Consider the following 18246-nt stretch of genomic DNA (forward strand, 5'->3'; position numbering starts at 1 on the left):
CTAAATAAGCTTTGCAAAATACTATCCATACCTTGAAAAAAGGCGATAAAGCCATTATCAAAGATTTTGATATCGATTTGATTCCTTTAAAATTACTAGAGATGGGTTGTTTGCCGGGCAGCATGGTCGAATTACTTCAAATTGCTCCTTTTGGAGATCCTTTATATTTAGATATTAACGGTTCGCATGTTGCTATTCGTGTTGAAACTGCTCGTGAAATTGAAGTTGAACTTTTACAAAACAATTTATAATGAGCGTTCAGAATATCAATGTTGCCCTTATTGGAAATCCTAACGTAGGTAAAACTTCTGTTTTTAATCAGCTTACTGGTTTAAATCAACAAGTTGGGAATTATCCCGGAATCACGGTTGAGAAAAAAATAGGATTTTGTAAATTACCTCAAAACGTAAAAGCCAATATTCTGGATTTACCCGGAACGTATAGTCTGAACGCAAGTTCGATGGACGAGAGCGTGGTAATTGAACTTTTGCTAAATAAAAACGACAAATTATATCCTGATGTTGCTGTTGTGGTAACCGATGTTGAAAACCTAAAAAGAAACTTACTGATTTTTACGCAGATAAAAGATCTTGAAATTCCAACGATCTTGGTTATCAATATGTCTGACCGTATGGCGAGCAAAGGAATTTCTTTGGATATCCCGCTTTTAGAAGAAAAACTAAAAACCAAAATTGCTTTAGTAAGTTCCCGTAAAGGTTTAGGAATTGAAGAATTAAAGGAGTTAATTGTTTCTTATAAAACGGTTCCGCACGAACCTTGTTTAAATGCATCAGTAATTGATCCTGACTATTTTCAAAAACTGCAGCATGCATTTCCGAATCAATTGATGTACAAATTATGGCTTGTAATTACACAGGATGTCAATTTTTCGAATTTAGACCGAAATGAAATCCGAAATACCTTTACCAAATCACATTCAGAATTAAAACGCTTGCAGCAAAAGGAAACCATCAAAAGATATCAGTTTATAAATGATGTTTTAAAAGAAGGTTTAAAAATTGATACTGAAGCGGCGACAGATTTCAGGGCCAGACTTGATCGTGTTTTAACGCACAAGTTTTGGGGTTATGCAATTTTCCTTGGAATTTTATTTATCATTTTCCAGTCTATTTTCAGCTGGTCAACCATTCCTATGGATTTTATTGATGCAACTTTTGCTTCGTTTAGCAGCTGGACAGCAAAAGAATTACCAAGCGGTATTTTAACCGATTTACTTTCGCAGGGAATTATTCCGGGAATTGGCGGTGTTATTATTTTTATTCCGCAAATTGCTTTCTTGTTTTTGTTTATTTCTATTCTTGAAGAAAGTGGTTATATGAGCCGTGTTGTTTTCCTGATGGATAAAATCATGCGCAAATTCGGGCTTTCGGGAAAAAGCGTTGTGCCTTTAATTTCAGGAACTGCGTGTGCGATTCCGGCTATTATGGCGACACGAAATATCGAAAACTGGAAAGAACGCCTTATTACGATCTTAGTAACGCCATTCACGACTTGTTCTGCAAGATTACCAGTTTATGCGATTATGATTTCATTAGTGATTCCAAATAAACGAGTTCTGGGATTTTTAAATCTGCAAGGACTTTCGTTGATGTTATTGTATTTACTGGGATTTGTAACGGCAATAATCTCAGCCTATATTTTAAATAAAGTTTTAAAACTGGATTCAAAAACGTATTTCGTTGTTGAAATGCCAAGTTATAAATTACCGCTTTTCAAGAATGTTGGAATCAACGTTGTCGAAAAAACCAAAGCTTTTGTTTTGGGCGCGGGTAAAATCATCTTAGCAATATCCGTTATTTTATGGTTTTTGGCTTCTTTCGGACCTGGAAAAGAATTTAACGATGCAGAAAACATCGTAAAAGAAAGATTTGCCAATACAACTTTAAATCAAGTTCAGTTTGAAAATGAAGTGGCTTCTCAAAAAATAGAGAATTCTTATATCGGGATTATGGGTAAAACTATTGAGCCTGTAATTTCTCCTTTGGGTTACGACTGGAAAATTGGGATTGCGATTATCAGTTCGTTTGCCGCCCGTGAAGTTTTAGTGGGAACACTAGCTACTATTTACAGTGTTGGAGACAGCGATAACGAATCGACAATTAAGAGTAAAATGCAGAAAGAGGTAAATCCAGAAACGGGAGAAAAAATCTTTAATTTTGCTTCTGGAATTTCATTGTTGTTGTTTTATGCTTTTGCAATGCAGTGCGCCAGTACATTAGCCATTACAAAAAAAGAAACAAATTCATGGAAGTGGCCCGTAATGCAGCTTTTCTTTATGACTGGGCTTGCTTATATTACCGCGCTTTTAGCGTATCAATTTTTAAAGTAAACTGTTATGATACAAGAAATTATAGCTTTTGTCATATTATTTATCGCCGTTGGTTTTTTGATTAGAAAATTCTTTTGGAAATCTAAAAAGAAAAAAGACTGTGGCGATGGCAATTGTGGATGTTCGTGATTTAAGTTACTAAGGTGCTGAGATTCTTAGCTTCTAAGACTTTCTTATTTCACAGAGTTTCACTCAAATAAACATAAAGCTTCACAGAGATTTAAAATTCTTTGTGAAGCTTTTTTTATGCTCTACAAGTCTTCTGACAAGGAAAATACCCTTTTTTGATGTTTAAAAAACTTTTATGGCTTAGTTACCGATACAAGGCAAATTAATTTTGCACAATAAAATTCAAATAAAATGACAAAGTTCGAAAAAAATGAAATCGTAAGAGATAATAGAGTTACCAGATTATTATGGTTTTCTTTTGGATTCCTGTGTGCTTTTGGAATAATGTGCCTTTTAAAATCTAAAATTTAAAACACAGCATAAAAAAGTTTTCAGTCTCAGTTTTCAGTTTAATATGATGACTGCAAACTCACTTAACCCCTTCCCACTCAGCATAGAACTGTGCGAGGAACGATTCCATAAAGTGATGGCGTTCGGCAGCAATTTGTTTTCCTTTTTGAGTATTCATTTTGTCTTTTAAGAGCAAAAGCTTTTCGTAAAAGTGATTGATCGTTGGCGCATTGTTCTTTTTATATTCTTCTTTTGTCATGTTCGTTACCGGAGCAATTTCAGGATTATATAAGGCTCTGTTTTTAAATCCGCCGTAATTGAATGCTCTTGCTACTCCAATTGCGCCAATTGCATCTAAACGATCGGCATCCTGAACGATATCTAATTCTACAGAAGAAAACTTCTTTTCGAAATTTCCGCCTTTATAAGAGATGTTTTCGATAATGTTTACCACATGTTGAATAATATCTTCTAAAACATTATGTGATTCTAAAAACAAACGGGCTGTTTTTGGTCCAATTGTTTCATCTCCGTCATGAAATTTACTATCGGCAATATCATGAAGCAATGCTCCTAATTCTACAACTGTTTTATCGCAATCGGTATCTTTTGCAATTAAGAGTGCATTTTTATAAACTCGTTCGATATGAAACCAGTCGTGTCCGCCTTCGGCATCGTTTAGTTTCTCTTTTACAAATGCTATGGTTTTATTTATAAGTTCAGGATTACTCATATTGTATTTTGGTTTGTGGTGAAATGGCCCGCGGATTTTACAGATTCAACGGATTTGCGCTGGTGTTTTTTATGGTTTAAATAAAAAAAGTTGATTGTTAAAGGTTTTAAACTTCAACAATCAACAATATTTTCAATATCAATATCAATTGCAAAAAATCAATTTTAAAATCTAAAATCAGAAATCTGCAATCTAAAATCTACAATCTAGCAGGTTCAACCCATTTAAAGATGTGTGATTCTTGTGGAATTACAATTCTTTCTGAGATTCTGGCCATACGAGCTGGTAATTTCATTAAGTAATCACGTGCTTTTTCAGCTTCGTCTGTTAAATTGGTAATTTTATCAATTTCCCATTTGTTGATTAATTTCTGCATAATATCAACGTAATCATTTGCTGTGTAAACTCCTATACGTTGTGCAGAATCAGAAAACTGTTCGAAAGCTGAACTTATTTTTTGACCAGATTCTCTTAAGAAATGAGCCGGCATAACGATTTTTTGTTTCATCATGTATTGAAACGCCAACATCATTTCGCTTGGATCAACCTGAAAAATTCTGGTAACAAATTCGCTGTATGCATGGTGATGACGCATTTCGTCACCTGCAATCATTTTACACATTTTAGACAATTTGTTATCACCAAATTTTTTCGCGATCTGCGCTACTCTATTGTGTGAAACATAAGTTGCTAATTCCTGAAAACTAGTGTATACAAAGTTTTTGTACGGGTCAGTTCCAGTTCCAATATCAAAACCGTCGTTGATTAAATGCTGCGTTGTCATTTCGATTTCACGCATATTAACACGACCAGACAAATACAAGTATTTATTTAAAAGATCTCCGTGACGGTTTTCTTCACCAGTCCATTGTCTGATCCATTTCGACCAGCCATTTCCGCCGTTCTCAATCTGATCTATTCCTTCTACATCCATTAACCAGGACTCATATGTTGGAAGCGCTTCTTCGGTAATTGTATCACCTACAAGCGTTACCCAGAAATCGTATGGTAATTCTTTAGCAATTTCACGTAGTTCCTTTACCTCCTCAAAGAAATTTTCTCCTTCAGAATTAGGCAGGAAATCTGACGGCTGCCAAATTTTTTCCACCGGAATTAAATACTGTTCAACGAAGCTGTCAACGTTTTTTTCCAAAAACTGCATCACTTCTAATCTAATGTTTTTTATAGACATTACTTATTTTAAATTTGGGATTTATATTTTAGCTCGGACTAAAACTTAATCCTGTTTATACTCGTTTACTCCTTCAACAACCGCTTTTTCTGTTAATGCCATTAATTCGGCAAAATCATAATCTTTTACTGCCATCGCTTTGTGTGCCGTAAAAGTTAAGTGGTTTCCTAAACCAACCGGAAACATACCGTAACGAACCATCTTCCATGAATTATTAATACTTACCGGAACAACGTATGCAGATGGTGCATATTTGCATAGAATTTTTAAACCGCTTTGGGCAAATTCTTTAGGTTTTCCCGTTTTACTGCGGGTTCCTTCCGGGAAGATTACAGCAGATCTAGTGTTTTTTTCTATATATTCAGACAAGCCTTTGATTACTGGAATCGCTTGTTTAGGGTCTTTACGGTCAATTAAAACAGAACCTCCGTGTCGTAAATTAAAAGACACACTCGGAATTCCGCTTCCTAACTCCTTCTTACTTACAAATTTACAATGAAAACGTCTAAAGTACCAAATCATTGTCACGATATCGTACATACTTTGATGATTCGCCACAAAAATGATTGGAACTCCTTTCGGAATTGTATCAACGCCTGTAACTTTATAAGTTGTACCCACTAAACGTGTACAGCTTAAAAGACAAAAATTTAAATAATCAACACTTTTTTTGTGAGCCTGATAACCAAAAAGATTAAGGCAGATCCATTGTATTGGGTGAAAAACAGCCAAACACAATCCAAAACATAAATAAAAAATTACGGAGATTGGATATGAGATTATCTTTTGCATGCTTGAAAAAATTTGAGGTCAAAAGTAGTAAATATATTTTTAGCGTTAGAAAATTTGAAAACAATAACCGTTTTTATGGTTTAATTGTACCTTTGCCCTTAAAATTGCAAATTTTTTCTGAATTAAATGAACTTTACAGTCATTAAATGAATGTATCAAATCAGATAAAATCGTAAATTTGGCAATATCTTTTTTAGAAGAAAGTCATGAAAAGTAAGATCGCACGTTTTGTCATAAAACAACATAAAGAAAAATTAAGTGCTAATGAAACAGATATTTTAATTAAATCTGCTTCAAGGAGTTCTAATTATGCCATTAGAGAATCTAAAGCTTTAGGGCTGACTATAAAATCTATATCAGGAAAAAAATTAATTGAAAAACTTCCAAACGGAGAAATTATAGTACTTCGAAATTTGCAAGACAAATCCATTTCAAACAATGGCTTGAAAAAAGGAATGATACTATGCAGGAAATAAAAAAGAGACTGCGAGTATTTGCCGGACCAAACGGTTCGGGAAAAAGTACTCTTTTTGAAGAATTCTCTAAAAATTACAATACCGGATATTTTATAAATGCAGATTATCTAGAAAAGATTTTAAAAACTAAAGGTTTAATCGATTTAGATTTTTACGATATTAAAGCTTCAAAAGAAGAATTAGAAAATTTCTTTAAAAAACCCAATACAAAAACTTTAATAGAAACTGCCCAAGAAAAAGGATTTCAAATATCTTTAGAGATAAAAGAAAACTTTATAATATCACTTTCAAAAAACCCTAACAGTTACGAAGGATCTTTAATTTCCTCATTTTTAAGAGAAAAACTCATCAAGGAAAACAAAAGCTTTTGTTTTGAAACCGTTATGAGCCATGTCTCAAAATTAGAAGATATTAAAGAGGCAAATTCGCTAGGTTACACATCATATCTATATTTTGTTTGTATAGATGATCCTGAAATTAATATTTCACGGGTTGAAAACAGAGTACAGAAAGGCGGACATTATGTTGACAGCGAAATTATAAAAAACAGATACAATCGAACTTTAAATAATTTATTTCCTGCAATAGAAATTTCAAACAAGGCATATTTGTTTGATAATTCTACTGAAAAACTTACTTTAATAGCTGAAATAAATGAGGGTAAATCATTAAAACTTCATATTAATGAAGAGGATTTCCCAAATTGGTTTAGAGAATTTGTATTAAATCACTTCATATAAAAATGAACTTCACCTACCCTAAAAATGAACGCTTAAAGAGCAAAACCACGATTGGATTACTTTTTTCTGAAGGGAAATCGGTTTCAAAATATCCGCTTCGTTTGGTTTACCGTCAAGCGGAAGCTGTATACCAGGGTAATACAAAAGTGGGTGTTTCGGTTTCTAAGAAATACTTTAAAAAAGCCGTTGACAGAAATTATTTTAAAAGAGTGCTAAGAGAAACTTATAGACTCAATAAACATTTGCTGCTGGATCATTTAAATCAGCCGTATTCTTTCATGCTTTTCTACCAGACAAAAGACAGATTATCTTACGAAGAAATCAATACCAAAACGATTCAGTTGTTTGAGAAATTTGTACAGCAGTTAAACAAAACTCCCGATTCTGAAATCAAAAAGGATTTATAAAGCTTCAAAGTCAACTTTGTACTCTAAATCAGATAAAAAATTATAAAAAAATTGTAGTTTTAGCACTAAATTGAAATTTTATGCGATACATTTTCTTTTTATCTGTAATTTTTTGTGTTCTTTCTGGATGCAGCAAAAGTGAAGTTGCTAATGAAGAACAAGTAGCTTCGATTAGTGCTATAAAATTAGCTCCAAAAAAATATGAATCAGGCGGTGCAGATAAAAATCTAGATGGTTCTTCAACTCAAATTGAACAAAAAATCATCAAACAAGCATCGCTTCGATTTGAAACCAATGATTTAGAAGAAACATACAAACAGATTCAAACAGCGGTTAAACAAAGTCAGGGAAAAGTTCAAAGTGATTCTGAAGGTAAAGACTACGGCACGCTTTATCGAAATATAACGATTAGAGTTCCAAGTCAGAATTTTGACAATCTTATCAATACAATTTCAAAAGGCGTTGCTTATTTTGAGAGAAAAGAGATTACTGCCGAAGATGTTACCGAACAATATATCGACTTAACGACAAGATTAAAAAATAAAAGAAAACTCGAAGAACGTTATCTTCAAATATTACAGAAAGCCACTAAAATTAGTGAGATCTTAGAAATCGAAAAACAGATTTCAATTATCCGCGAAGAAATTGAAGCGAAAGAAGGCCAGTTAAAATATTTAGAAAGCAGAGTTTCTGAAAGTACGGTTACAATTGAGTTTTACAAAAACCTGCCGGAACAAGAAGCCGTGCAATTATCTTACGGATCAAAAGTCTGGACTGCTATAAAATCAGGATTTTTTAGTTTGTCGAGTTTCTTTATATCGATTATCAGCATTTGGCCGTTTATAATTATAATTTGTGTATTAGCCTATTTTATTAGAAAGAGAATTAAAAGAAAAAAACCATAGTCATGTATCCTTATTTCAAGAAGAGATTTATCATACCAACTGTTGCGGCAGGATTATTATTTATTGGAACCAGTTTCAAAGAGGACTTTTTTGAAATTGCCAAACAAATTGAAATCTTCACAACGTTGTTTAAAGCCGTAAACACGAATTATGTAGACGAAACAAATCCGGGTGATTTAATGGATAAAGCCATTAAAAGCATGTTGGGAAGTTTAGATCCTTATACGGTTTACTTTAACGAGCAGGATGTAGTAAATTTCAAGATCAACAATACGGGAGAATATACCGGAATTGGTGCTATGATTGCACGCAAAAAAGACCGTTTGATTGTTCGCGAACCGTATAAAAATTATCCTGCAGATAAAGCCGGACTAAAAGCAGGTGACGAAATTATTCAGATTGGTGATGTTTTGATTGCTGATTTTAAAGATGATGCTTCGCAATTATTGAAAGGAACTAAAAACACTAAAATTGCTATAAAATATCTTCGTCAGGGAAAAACTTTTACAACTGAATTGGTTTTGGATGAAGTGGATATTAAATCGGTTCCGTTTTACGGAAAGATCGATGAGAAAACCGGATATATCGTTTTGGCACATTTTAGCAGAAAGGCTTCCGCCGAAGTTAAAGATGCTTTGGAAAAATTGAAAGCCGACGGTGCAAAACAGATTGTTTTAGATTTAAGAGGAAACCCAGGCGGACTTTTGAATGAAGCGATTGATATCTGTAATTTATTTGTTCCAAAGAATGAAGTTATTGTAACGACGAAATCGAGAATCGAAAAACATAACAATACCTATAAAACCACGAAAGAACCTATTGATACTGAGATTCCGCTTGCTATTTTGGTTAACGGAAGAAGTGCCTCGGCATCTGAAATTGTTTCCGGAGCATTACAGGATTTAGATCGTGCTGTGATTTTAGGAAGCCGTAGTTTTGGAAAAGGTTTGGTGCAACGTTCTGTTGACCTGACTTACGGAACGCAGTTAAAAGTTACTATTTCGCGTTACTACACACCATCTGGCCGTTGTATACAAGCGCTTGATTATGCACACAAGGATAAAAACGGTGTTGCCCAAAAAACAGATTCTAAAAACTTTAATGCTTTTAAAACCAGAAAAGGAAGAACGGTTTATGACGGCGGAGGAGTTTTACCGGACATTGAGTTAGAAGAAGCCAAAATGAGCCCTATTACAAGCGCTCTTTTGAAAAATGACGGAATATTTGATTACGCCACTACTTACTATTATAAAAACCCAAATTTGGGCGATAAAATCCCTGTCGTTTCAGATACTGATTATAGTGCTTTCAAACAATACCTGAAAACAAACAAAATTAGTTTTGATACGGAAACAGAGGTTGCACTGAAAAATACTTTGGCTGCAGCCAAAACTGAAAAAATTGACGAAACGATTGCTCCGGAATATCAACAATTATTAGCCGCATTAGAGAGAAGTGAAAACACTTTGCTGGATAAAAACCAAAAAGAAATTCGTGGTTTAATTCAGGAAGAGCTTATCAAGAGATACCAATACCAAGAAGGTTTGTATCAGTTTTATATTAAGAACAATTCAGAGATTAAAAGAGCAGTAAACGTATTAAATAATCAGACTGAATATAAAACGATTTTAAAAATGTAGAAAAATGAAACTTTCCCGGGTCCTGTTTTTGTTTATTATTTACAATCTATCGGCACAGCAGAAACCAATCGAAACAGTTTATTTTGATTTCGACAAGTATGATCTTACTGAACCGCAAAGCAGAGTTGTAAATAATTTTATCAAATCAATTGACACCGCTAAAGTCGAATCTATACAAATCTACGGTTACTGCGACGATCGCGGCACTGACGACTACAATTTTAAATTGTCTCACGACAGGGTTAATACCATTCAAAACTTATTGCTTTCGTTTGGCTTTAAAGAAAGTAAAATTGTTATTCTTGAAGGAAAAGGGCGTGTTGTAGTTCGTCCTGATACAGTCGAAAATTTATACGAAACACGATTACGCAATCGGCGGGTTGATTTGATTGTGGTAAAACGAAACAGTTTTAATAAAGAAGGTTATTCCTCTTTTAAAGACAAATTAAAGGTTGGCGATAAAATATATCTGGAAAACATATTGTTTGATATGGGAAGTGCGAGACTGACTAATAATTCTAAAAAGGAATTGGATAAGATTTCTGTTATACTTCAAAAACAAAAAAATATACAGTTCGAAATTAGAGGTCACGTTTGCTGTACACCACAAATTTACATTGACGCAATTGACAAAGACACTAAAGAAAGAAAACTTTCCTGGAACCGGGCCAAAACAGTTTTTTACTATTTAAGTTCTAAGAAAGTTTCTAAAAACAGAATGCGTTATCAAGGCTGCGGAAACAAATTTCCTTTAAAAAGAGGTGATATTTATGATCGCCGCGTTGAATTTTTGATTACGAAAATTTAAATCTTTTTGTTACGAAGACGCTAAAGCGCAAAGTTTTTTACTTAAAGTTTTACTCTAAACTATGTTATTAATTATTTCTTTTAAAGGTAATTACACAAACAATAAAAGATCAAATTTTATTAACGCAACAATATTTCATTAGAGAATGAATATAGCAGGAGACAAAAACATATTCGCTGTTGAATATGAAATAATCAATTTTGAAAATCTTATGGGTTTTTCGAAAATTTGGCTTGGCGGAAATTCTATTGGTACAATTGAAGACCTGATTTATATGGATGGTTATTTACTAAATGGCTTAAGAGAAATTAGTAATTCTAAAACAATTTCAGATTTTATAATTGAAGATCAAAACCTTCTTTTTGATTTATTAGTCGAAAAATTAGAAAACGAAACTGACGATAATACGTATAAGTATTTAATTTCTTTTGGAACTTTTTGCGATGACTTTATCATCTTTTCCTTTTTAAATAATAATCAAATTCATGTTTTATGGAAGTTACTTTCTAATAAAACAATTTTCACGGATTTAAACAATCAGAGTAAAAAAGTGAATTATTTCAAAATAAAAAAAGATTTATATGACAAAAGGTTAAAAGAAATTGAAACTGAAATTCTGAATAATCATAAAAATATTATTCTGTAATTTAAAGCTCATTCTAAAACTTTGCCAGATAAATCAATTAATTCTATACTTAGTTTTGCTAAAGATTAATCCCTAATCATTTCGATATGTTCGATGTCATCTTCAAGATACATTTCGCTTGATTGGACAAAACCATGACTTTCGTAAAATTTCTTTAAGTATAATTGTGCACCAATTGTAATTTGATCTTTTCCAAAATTAGATTTTATTGCTGCAATTGCTTCACGCATTAAATCATGTCCCCATTTTTTATCACGATAATTGGCATCAACAATTACTCTTCCAATCGATGCATTGTCGAAACTAATTCCGGCATCGAATAAACGAGAATAGGCTACAACTTTACCATCATATTCTCCAATTAGGTGCAACGCTTTCTTGTCTTTGCCGTCAATGTCTAAATAAACGCAGTTTTGCTCTACTACAAAGATTTCACTTCTTAGTTTAAGTAAATCGTATAGTTCATTTACAGTTAATGCCTCAAATGGCTTAATTTTCCATTTTAATTCCATTTTGTATATCTCTTTTAATTTTAATAATCCTAAAAACAAAATTACGTCAAATATTATCAAATAGAAATCCCGATTATAAAACTATAATCGGGATTTACTAAAAGTTACTTTTCTCTTCCTTCAAGGTTTCCAAAACCTTGTAGGCATTTAATCTTTATTATCTATTTTATTACTTTGTCAATTACACCTACAAGGTTTTGGAAACCTTGCAGGAGTGAGAACTGCTTTACTTTATCATTTTTTCTTCATGACAATTTCCATGCTTTTATATTCAGCACCGTCTTTGACATCAAACATTTCCATTTTACGGGTTGTGACATCTACAATAGTATAAATTTCCCTGTAAGGAGCTTTCTTTCCTGTTACCGGATTTACTACTTCACCTTTAAATTCCATACTTTTTTTTCCTTCATCATATTTTCCCGTGGCAACCATCATTCCGGTTCCCATATTGTCGATAAAAGTTGTGGTGTATTCTTTGCTCGCGTTGTTATAAGCTAATGTACTTTTTCCTTCAAATGGTGCGCCCATAATTTTTCCGATATAATTACCTTCCTGATAACGTCCGCCCAGAATCATTTTGATAGTGGCAACTGAAGTTGATTTTTCTGGTTTTCCGTTTGGTTCGTGCCAAAAAGTCATTTCACAATTCCACGTTCCAACTTCGTCTGTCATTAATTTGTGCGGTGCGCCTGGAGTTGCATACGCCTGCCAGGCTTTCATTTGTGCCGCAGAATCAACTGGTGCTTCGGCTGCTGGTTCTTCAGTTTTAATACTGTCCAAATCTTTTGGTGTATCAACTTCGGTTTTTACTTCTTTTTTACAAGAGATAAAACATAATGCAATAATTACTAATGTTGTGGTTACCTTTTTCATAAGTATTTGTTTTTATGTTTGTTATAAAACAAAAGTAAGAAAAATAATAACTAGAGTTGTTTCAGGTTTAAAGTTTCAAGTTTCAGGTTATGCTATGTGGTTTTTACCGCAAAGTTCGCTAAGGTTACGCAAAGAAACGCAAAGTTATTTTTTAAGAACCTGACTTAAATTATCTTATATACTTATATGGTTTAATATTCGTTTAGAAAACTTGAAACTTGAAACTTGAAATAAACTTTTTATCGTTTATCTATTTTCACAGATTTAATTATGGCTTCGAGATCGAACATTAAGTCGCGTTCTTGGTTTGAGGGTGAATAGCAAAATCCTTCGATAACCAGGATTCGGTTATAGACTGGATCTACAATTGCGTAGTTAATAAAAGGTCCGGCCATGAAGTCATTTTTCAGTTCCCATGTTCCTTTGGTTTCAAAAGCTTCTTTTCCGTCTAATGAAGTATTCGAAAAATACGGTGCATACGCTTCTCCGGTAATCATTCGGGTTTTTGGCTCTCTTCCTTTGATGTAGTAACCAATTGAGTCGCGCATTTTTATGATATTGCCAACCACATTCCCACGGCTTTTGAAGTTGTGCAGCGGAATCTGGTATATTAATAAACTGGTGTTTCCACTAATAATATCTTTTTTGAGCCAGATAAAATTCTTTTTGTGAAGCATATATTCATATCCGGTTGGAATCTGGATATCAATATGGAATTTGTTTTTGATAACAGCCGGATTTAAAAGTGAAGCACTGTTGTCTTCCTGAATTTTCTCGATTTCGGCATCGCGAATCATTTTGATGATTTGTGCCGAATTCAATTCGATACTGCAAATAATGTCATCAACAGATTTTCCGTAAATACGAAAAGTGTTGTGCGGCAGTGATTTATTGTGGGTTATTTCAAACTTATCTACAGCTGATTTTTTAACAACGATAATGCTTCGGCTGTCGGTAACAAATCCTTCCAGAAGTTTGGCAGGATATTGATTGATTGTAAACAGAGGTTCTTCCTGAGTTAAGCCCAGAACTGGCGATGCAAATTTATTTCGGATACTGTCGCCAACTTCTCCATACCACAACTGATCGTCGATGATGATGGAAATTGTATTTGTTTTTCCGGAAACAGGTTCTTCTTGTTTATCTGTTTTTAAACAAGAAATCAATAGAAACGGAAGTATTATAAATAAAAAATGGGTTTTATTCATTTTCTTAATTTATGAAATAAAACCCAAATTTAAATAAGATTTTTTATTATCCGTTTATTTTAAGTTTCATTCCGGGTTTTATATCTTCATCTTTAATACCATTCCATTTTTTAATATCTGAAATTGTTACTCCAGGATATTTTTTAGAAATACTGTATAAAGAATCACCTTTTTTAACGTAATAATCTTCCGCTGCAGTTTTTGCTGAAGGAGCTTTCTTTTTGAAAGAGTCAACAGAAGTAGAAGCAATAGCAGTAGAAACCGGTTCGTGGATCTCTGTAACTATTTTAGAAACTACTAATGTTTTTCCTAAACCAATATTATTAGAGCTAAGATCATTTAACTCTTTTAAGTCCGCAATAGTCGTACCGAATTTTTTAGCAATGCTTCCTAAATTGTCTCCGGCCAATACAACGTACTCTACAGTTTGTATTGAAACTTTATCATTATCTTCTGCAGAAGCAACTGCTTCTTCTGTATTTTTCTCTACAGCAGGTAATACTTTCGGCTCTTTAATAACTTTGGCAGAAGTATCAACATCTGATTTAATTTTTAAAGATTTTCCTAACGCAATTGCATTTGATTTAAGGTTATTCCATTTTTTTAAATCTGAAATATTCACATTATACTTATCTGCGATACTGCCTAAGTTATCTCCTTTTTGAACTTTATAGAACTGAATATCTTTAATCTCTTTATCTTTAGATACTTCCAGAGATTTAGTATCTCTAACCGGTTTTCCTTTTGGAGCAATTTTCATTGCTAAACGTGTTGGAATAGTTCTGTTTTCTGATTCGTGTTTTACGTAAGCATAAATCTTGTCTTCATTTGAAACAAAGGTTGCGATTTTATCTTTTGGTAAACGAAGGAAATTTTGTTCTCCTTGGTAAGCCGGCACCACATTTAATTTATAAGATGGATTTAAAAGCTGTAACTGTGATTGCGGCATGTCTAACAAATCAGCAATTTGTTTAAAAGACATTTGATTTTTAACCGCTACTGTATCTGTTTCGAAGTTTTTAATAACCGCTCTTTCAGGGTTGATTCCGTGTTCTTTGTGATATTCAAAAAGATACATTGTAGCATAAAATGCCGGAACATAACCTTGAGTTTCTTTTGGAAGGTAATTACGAATATCCCAGTAACCTGTTTTTCCGCCAGAACGACGAATTGCTTTTGTTACATTTCCAGGACCTGAATTATAAGATGCTAAAACAAGTTCCCAGTCATTAAATACATTAAACATTTTTGTCATGTAATTTGAACAAGCAGCTGTAGCTTTAAGAGGGTCACTTCTTTCATCGATATAAGAATCGATTTTTAAAGCGTATTGTTTTCCGGTTCCGTACATAAACTGCCAAAGTCCGGTAGCGCCCATTTGAGAAACTGCTTTAGGGTTTAAAGCAGATTCTACAACGGCCAAATATTTTATTTCCAACGGGATTTTCTCTTTAGCGAAAGTTTCCTCGAATATTGGAAAGTAGTATTCTGATAAAGCCATTAATCGGGAAAACGATTTTTTTCGATTCTTAAGAAATGACTTTATTATGTTTTCTAATCCTTGATTGTATTCAATTTCAAAAGGCGATTTTGCATTCATTGCCGCCAAACGCTGCTTAAGCAGTTCTGTTGGCAATTCTTCATCAACCGTAACGTCCTTGTTAATGGTTTGAATATCTTTTGTCAAATCATCGTAGATATCTAAACTTACTAACTCATTCATCCAAAGGCTGTCAACTTTTGTTGCCAGATCATCTTTCTTGAATGTGCTTTTGATAGAATCTAAATAAGACAGCTTTACTTCGGGCTTAATTTCTCTTGATACTTCTGCAGTTTCCTGCGAGAACATCGATAGAGAAAACAAAACGGTTACCGCTAATGATATTTTCTTTACAATCATATAACATTTTTTTAAAATTCTATAAATCAACTCATTATAGAATCATTATTTTTGCAAACTTAAAAAGTTTAAGGCTTAAATATACGCAAAAAAATGTTAATTGTGATTTTTTAGTCTAAAATTGCAGCAATTCCAGGTAAAACTTTGCCTTCTAACATTTCAAGCATTGCGCCTCCACCAGTAGAAACATAACTCATTTTGTCTTCAAAACCGAATTGTTTTACTGCTGCAACAGAATCCCCTCCTCCTACTAGAGAAAATGCTCCTTTTTCAGTTGCTTCTGCAATATAATCTCCTAATGCAATTGTTCCTTTAGAGAATGTTTCCATTTCAAAAACTCCTAATGGACCGTTCCAAAGAATAGTTTTTGATTCTAAAATTACTTTTTTGAAGTTCTCTAATGATTTTGGACCTGCGTCAAGACCTTGCCATCCATCAGGAATTGCAGTTACGTCTACAACTTGTGTGTTTGCTGAATTTGAGAAATCATCTGCAGCAATTACATCAACAGGAATATGAATTTGAACATTTTTTTCTTTTGCTAATCTTAAAATTTCAAGTGCTAGATCTAGTTTATCATCTTCGCAAATTGAATCTCCTACTTTTCCGCCTTGAGCTTTAATAAATGTAAAAGTCATACCGCCGCCAATAATCATGTGGTCAACTTTGTCTAAGATATTTTCGATTACAGTGATTTTAGAAGAAACTTTAGAACCTCCTAAAACTGCTGTTACTGGTTTTTCGCTATTTTTAAGTACTTTGTTTAAACTGTCAATTTCTTTTGCCAATAAAGTTCCAAAAGTTTTATCGTTTGGAAAAAACTGTGCAATAATTGTTGTTGAAGCGTGCGCTCTGTGTGCTGTTCCAAAAGCATCGTTTACATAAATATCTCCAAGTGAAGCTAATTCTTTTGCGAAAGCAACATCTCCAGCTTCTTCTTCTGCGTGAAAACGTAAATTTTCAAGTAATAAAACTTCTCCAGGCTGTAAGTTTTTAGCAGCTGTTTGAGCTGGTTCTCCAACGCAGTTTTCAGCAAACTTAACTTGTACTCCTAAAATTTCTGAAGCTGTTTTTAAAATATGTTTTAAAGAGTATTTTTCTTCAGCACCTTTTGGTCTTCCTAAATGCGACATTAAGATTACACTTCCGCCTTGAGCTAAAATAGTATCGATAGTTGGTTTTGCAGCTTCAATACGTGTCGTATCAGTTACATTAAAATTCTCATCCAAAGGCACATTAAAGTCTACACGGATAATTGCTTTTTTATTTTTAAAGTCGAAATCGTTTAAAGTTTTCATTTGATATTTTTTTTAGTTTTTTTAGAAAGAAAAACAAATATAGGACTTTTAAAGTACTAATAAATTCGGATAAACTAAAAAAGAGACAACAAAAACAACGAAAACGTTATAAATTCACAAATAAATTGGTTTATTAAGGATTAAAAACAATTATCAATAGTAATTTAATACCTGATGAAATGAAAAAAACCTTTTCTGTTAACAGAAAAGGTAAATCTATTTGAATTAAAAAGTCGTTTATTTCTAAATCATTTTAAACTCGGAGAGAATAAGGGTTTATTTAATTAATTTTTCAAGCCTCAACATCATTTCATCTTTCTCTTTCAACATTCGCTCATATAAAGCAATTTTTTCTTCGTGAAGTTGAATCAATTTGTCGATTGGTTCATTATTAAAAGTTGGGTTATAATTTATCAAACCTTGAGTATCGTGAAAAGTATTAGAAATAATATTTATCGCTTGCTCTTCATCAAAATTTTTAAAAGCTTCAACAGGAATTTTAAGAACTGCAGAGATTTGTTTCAGCAAGTTTTCTTCAATTACATCCTTCTGTTCTAACAAAGAAATCTTCTTTTGATTCCAGTCTTCTCCCAAATCATAAGCTAATCCTTCCTGTTTTATATTAAGCATTTCTCTGAAACGTTTTACATTTCTTCCCTGATGAATTTTCTGTTCCATAATGAGTGTCATTTTTCTAAAGGCTCAAATATAAAGCCATTTGGATTAAAAAGTCGCTTATTTCTAAATCGTTTTTAAAGTCGGAGAGATAAGGGTTTATTTAATTAATTTTTCAAGCCTCAACATCATTTCATCTTTCTCTTTCAACATACGCTCGTATAATGCAATTTTTTCTTCGTGCAGTTTTTTTAATTCTTCCAATGGATTGATGTTGAATACAGGTTTAGCGTTCCCTATGTAAGCATCTTTTTCAATATTAAAAGTATTCGAAATAATATTCACCGCTTGTTCTTCATCAAAATTTTTAAAAGCTTCAACAGGAATATTCAGAACTGCAGAAATCTGTTTAAGCAGGTTGTCTTCAATTACATCTTTTTGTTCTAACAAAGAAATCTTCTTCTGATTCCAGTCTTCTCCCAGATCATAAGCTAATCCTTCCTGTTTTATATTAAGCATTTCTCTGAAACGTTTCACATTTCTTCCCTGATGAATTTTCTGTTCCATAATGAATATCAATTTTTCTAAAGGCTCAAAGATAAAGCCATTTGGATTAAAAGCCCGAATTTCAAAGATAAAAAATATCCTGCAAAAATCCATTTTATAAAAAAACCTTTCCTGTTAACAGA

The 18246-nt window shown here is 32.9% G+C and carries 20 protein-coding genes; 10 read left to right on the forward strand and 10 right to left on the reverse strand.

Going from position 1 to position 18246, the window contains the following annotated elements; genetic code table 11:
* Positions 1–11: 11 nt before the first annotated feature.
* From NLJ00_RS05155 to NLJ00_RS05165, 3 genes are read left to right on the forward strand one after another with little or no spacing between them, the layout of a single operon-like run.
* A complete protein-coding gene (locus NLJ00_RS05155) occupies positions 12–251 on the forward strand; it encodes a FeoA family protein (protein ID WP_053473157.1) in 240 nt (79 codons plus the stop codon).
* Entirely contained in the window at positions 251–2350 is a 2100-nt protein-coding gene (gene feoB, locus NLJ00_RS05160) for a ferrous iron transport protein B (protein WP_256636466.1), read from the forward strand. The genes NLJ00_RS05155 and feoB overlap by 1 nt, the downstream gene beginning before the upstream one ends.
* Before the next feature lie 6 nt (positions 2351–2356).
* Positions 2357–2479, forward strand: coding sequence for a FeoB-associated Cys-rich membrane protein (locus NLJ00_RS05165; protein ID WP_073486019.1), 123 nt, complete (start codon positions 2357–2359; stop codon positions 2477–2479).
* A gap of 409 nt (positions 2480–2888) precedes the next feature.
* Here NLJ00_RS05165 and NLJ00_RS05170 read toward each other — a convergent pair whose 3' ends face one another.
* The 3 genes from NLJ00_RS05170 to NLJ00_RS05180 form a co-directional block, all read right to left on the reverse strand.
* Positions 2889–3542 carry an HD domain-containing protein gene (locus tag NLJ00_RS05170; RefSeq protein ID WP_256636467.1) on the reverse strand — a complete coding sequence of 218 codons (654 nt, stop codon included), beginning with the start codon at positions 3540–3542 and terminating at the stop codon, positions 2889–2891.
* Positions 3543–3741: 199 nt separating this feature from the next.
* The gene (locus NLJ00_RS05175; RefSeq protein ID WP_256636468.1) at positions 3742–4734 is read right to left on the reverse strand and encodes an acyl-ACP desaturase; all 993 of its coding nucleotides are present in this window, start codon (positions 4732–4734) and stop codon (positions 3742–3744) included.
* Between the two features lie 45 nt (positions 4735–4779).
* Positions 4780–5526, reverse strand: a complete 747-nt coding sequence (locus NLJ00_RS05180; protein ID WP_053473161.1) for a lysophospholipid acyltransferase family protein — start codon at positions 5524–5526, stop codon at positions 4780–4782.
* A 206-nt stretch (positions 5527–5732) separates the two neighbouring features.
* Here NLJ00_RS05180 and NLJ00_RS05185 point away from each other — a divergent pair, with 206 nt between their 5' ends.
* The 7 genes from NLJ00_RS05185 to NLJ00_RS05215 all read left to right on the forward strand — a co-directional run bounded on the left by NLJ00_RS05185 (position 5733) and on the right by NLJ00_RS05215 (position 11148).
* The gene (locus NLJ00_RS05185) at positions 5733–6002 is read left to right on the forward strand and encodes a hypothetical protein (RefSeq protein WP_256636469.1); all 270 of its coding nucleotides are present in this window, start codon (positions 5733–5735) and stop codon (positions 6000–6002) included.
* Entirely contained in the window at positions 5990–6742 is a 753-nt protein-coding gene (locus NLJ00_RS05190; protein WP_256636470.1) for a zeta toxin family protein, read from the forward strand. Before NLJ00_RS05185 ends, NLJ00_RS05190 begins: the two co-directional genes overlap by 13 nt.
* A gap of 2 nt (positions 6743–6744) precedes the next feature.
* Complete coding sequence (gene rnpA / locus NLJ00_RS05195) at positions 6745–7149, forward strand: ribonuclease P protein component (RefSeq protein WP_256636471.1); 405 nt, start codon at positions 6745–6747, stop codon at positions 7147–7149.
* Between the two features lie 80 nt (positions 7150–7229).
* A complete protein-coding gene (locus NLJ00_RS05200) occupies positions 7230–8054 on the forward strand; it encodes a DUF4349 domain-containing protein (protein ID WP_256636472.1) in 825 nt (274 codons plus the stop codon).
* A gap of 2 nt (positions 8055–8056) precedes the next feature.
* Positions 8057–9694 (forward strand): S41 family peptidase, encoded by a 1638-nt coding sequence (locus tag NLJ00_RS05205; protein ID WP_053473164.1) that lies wholly within the window; start codon positions 8057–8059, stop codon positions 9692–9694.
* A 4-nt stretch (positions 9695–9698) separates the two neighbouring features.
* The gene (locus NLJ00_RS05210) at positions 9699–10502 is read left to right on the forward strand and encodes an OmpA family protein (RefSeq protein WP_256636473.1); all 804 of its coding nucleotides are present in this window, start codon (positions 9699–9701) and stop codon (positions 10500–10502) included.
* A 145-nt stretch (positions 10503–10647) separates the two neighbouring features.
* The gene (locus NLJ00_RS05215; RefSeq protein ID WP_256636474.1) at positions 10648–11148 is read left to right on the forward strand and encodes a hypothetical protein; all 501 of its coding nucleotides are present in this window, start codon (positions 10648–10650) and stop codon (positions 11146–11148) included.
* A 65-nt stretch (positions 11149–11213) separates the two neighbouring features.
* Here NLJ00_RS05215 and NLJ00_RS05220 read toward each other — a convergent pair whose 3' ends face one another.
* The 7 genes from NLJ00_RS05220 to NLJ00_RS05250 all read right to left on the reverse strand — a co-directional run bounded on the left by NLJ00_RS05220 (position 11214) and on the right by NLJ00_RS05250 (position 18124).
* The gene (locus NLJ00_RS05220; RefSeq protein ID WP_256636475.1) at positions 11214–11660 is read right to left on the reverse strand and encodes a GNAT family N-acetyltransferase; all 447 of its coding nucleotides are present in this window, start codon (positions 11658–11660) and stop codon (positions 11214–11216) included.
* Positions 11661–11894: 234 nt separating this feature from the next.
* Positions 11895–12536: a DUF1579 domain-containing protein gene (locus NLJ00_RS05225; RefSeq protein WP_256636476.1), complete on the reverse strand. Its 642-nt coding sequence runs from the start codon at positions 12534–12536 to the stop codon at positions 11895–11897.
* 239 nt (positions 12537–12775) lie between these two features.
* On the reverse strand, positions 12776–13744 hold the full coding sequence (locus NLJ00_RS05230) for a DUF4837 family protein (protein WP_180856232.1): 969 nt from the start codon (positions 13742–13744) through the stop codon (positions 12776–12778).
* Between the two features lie 46 nt (positions 13745–13790).
* Complete coding sequence (locus NLJ00_RS05235; protein WP_053474373.1) at positions 13791–15644, reverse strand: LysM peptidoglycan-binding domain-containing protein; 1854 nt, start codon at positions 15642–15644, stop codon at positions 13791–13793.
* A gap of 110 nt (positions 15645–15754) precedes the next feature.
* Positions 15755–16942: a phosphoglycerate kinase gene (locus NLJ00_RS05240; protein WP_053474372.1), complete on the reverse strand. Its 1188-nt coding sequence runs from the start codon at positions 16940–16942 to the stop codon at positions 15755–15757.
* A 276-nt stretch (positions 16943–17218) separates the two neighbouring features.
* A complete protein-coding gene (locus tag NLJ00_RS05245) occupies positions 17219–17620 on the reverse strand; it encodes an XRE family transcriptional regulator (RefSeq protein ID WP_256636477.1) in 402 nt (133 codons plus the stop codon).
* A gap of 96 nt (positions 17621–17716) precedes the next feature.
* Entirely contained in the window at positions 17717–18124 is a 408-nt protein-coding gene (locus NLJ00_RS05250; RefSeq protein WP_256636478.1) for an XRE family transcriptional regulator, read from the reverse strand.
* Between the last annotated feature and the right edge of the window lie 122 nt (positions 18125–18246).

It is taken from the genome of Flavobacterium panici (assembly GCF_024499525.1).
GTDB lineage: Bacteria > Bacteroidota > Bacteroidia > Flavobacteriales > Flavobacteriaceae > Flavobacterium > Flavobacterium panici.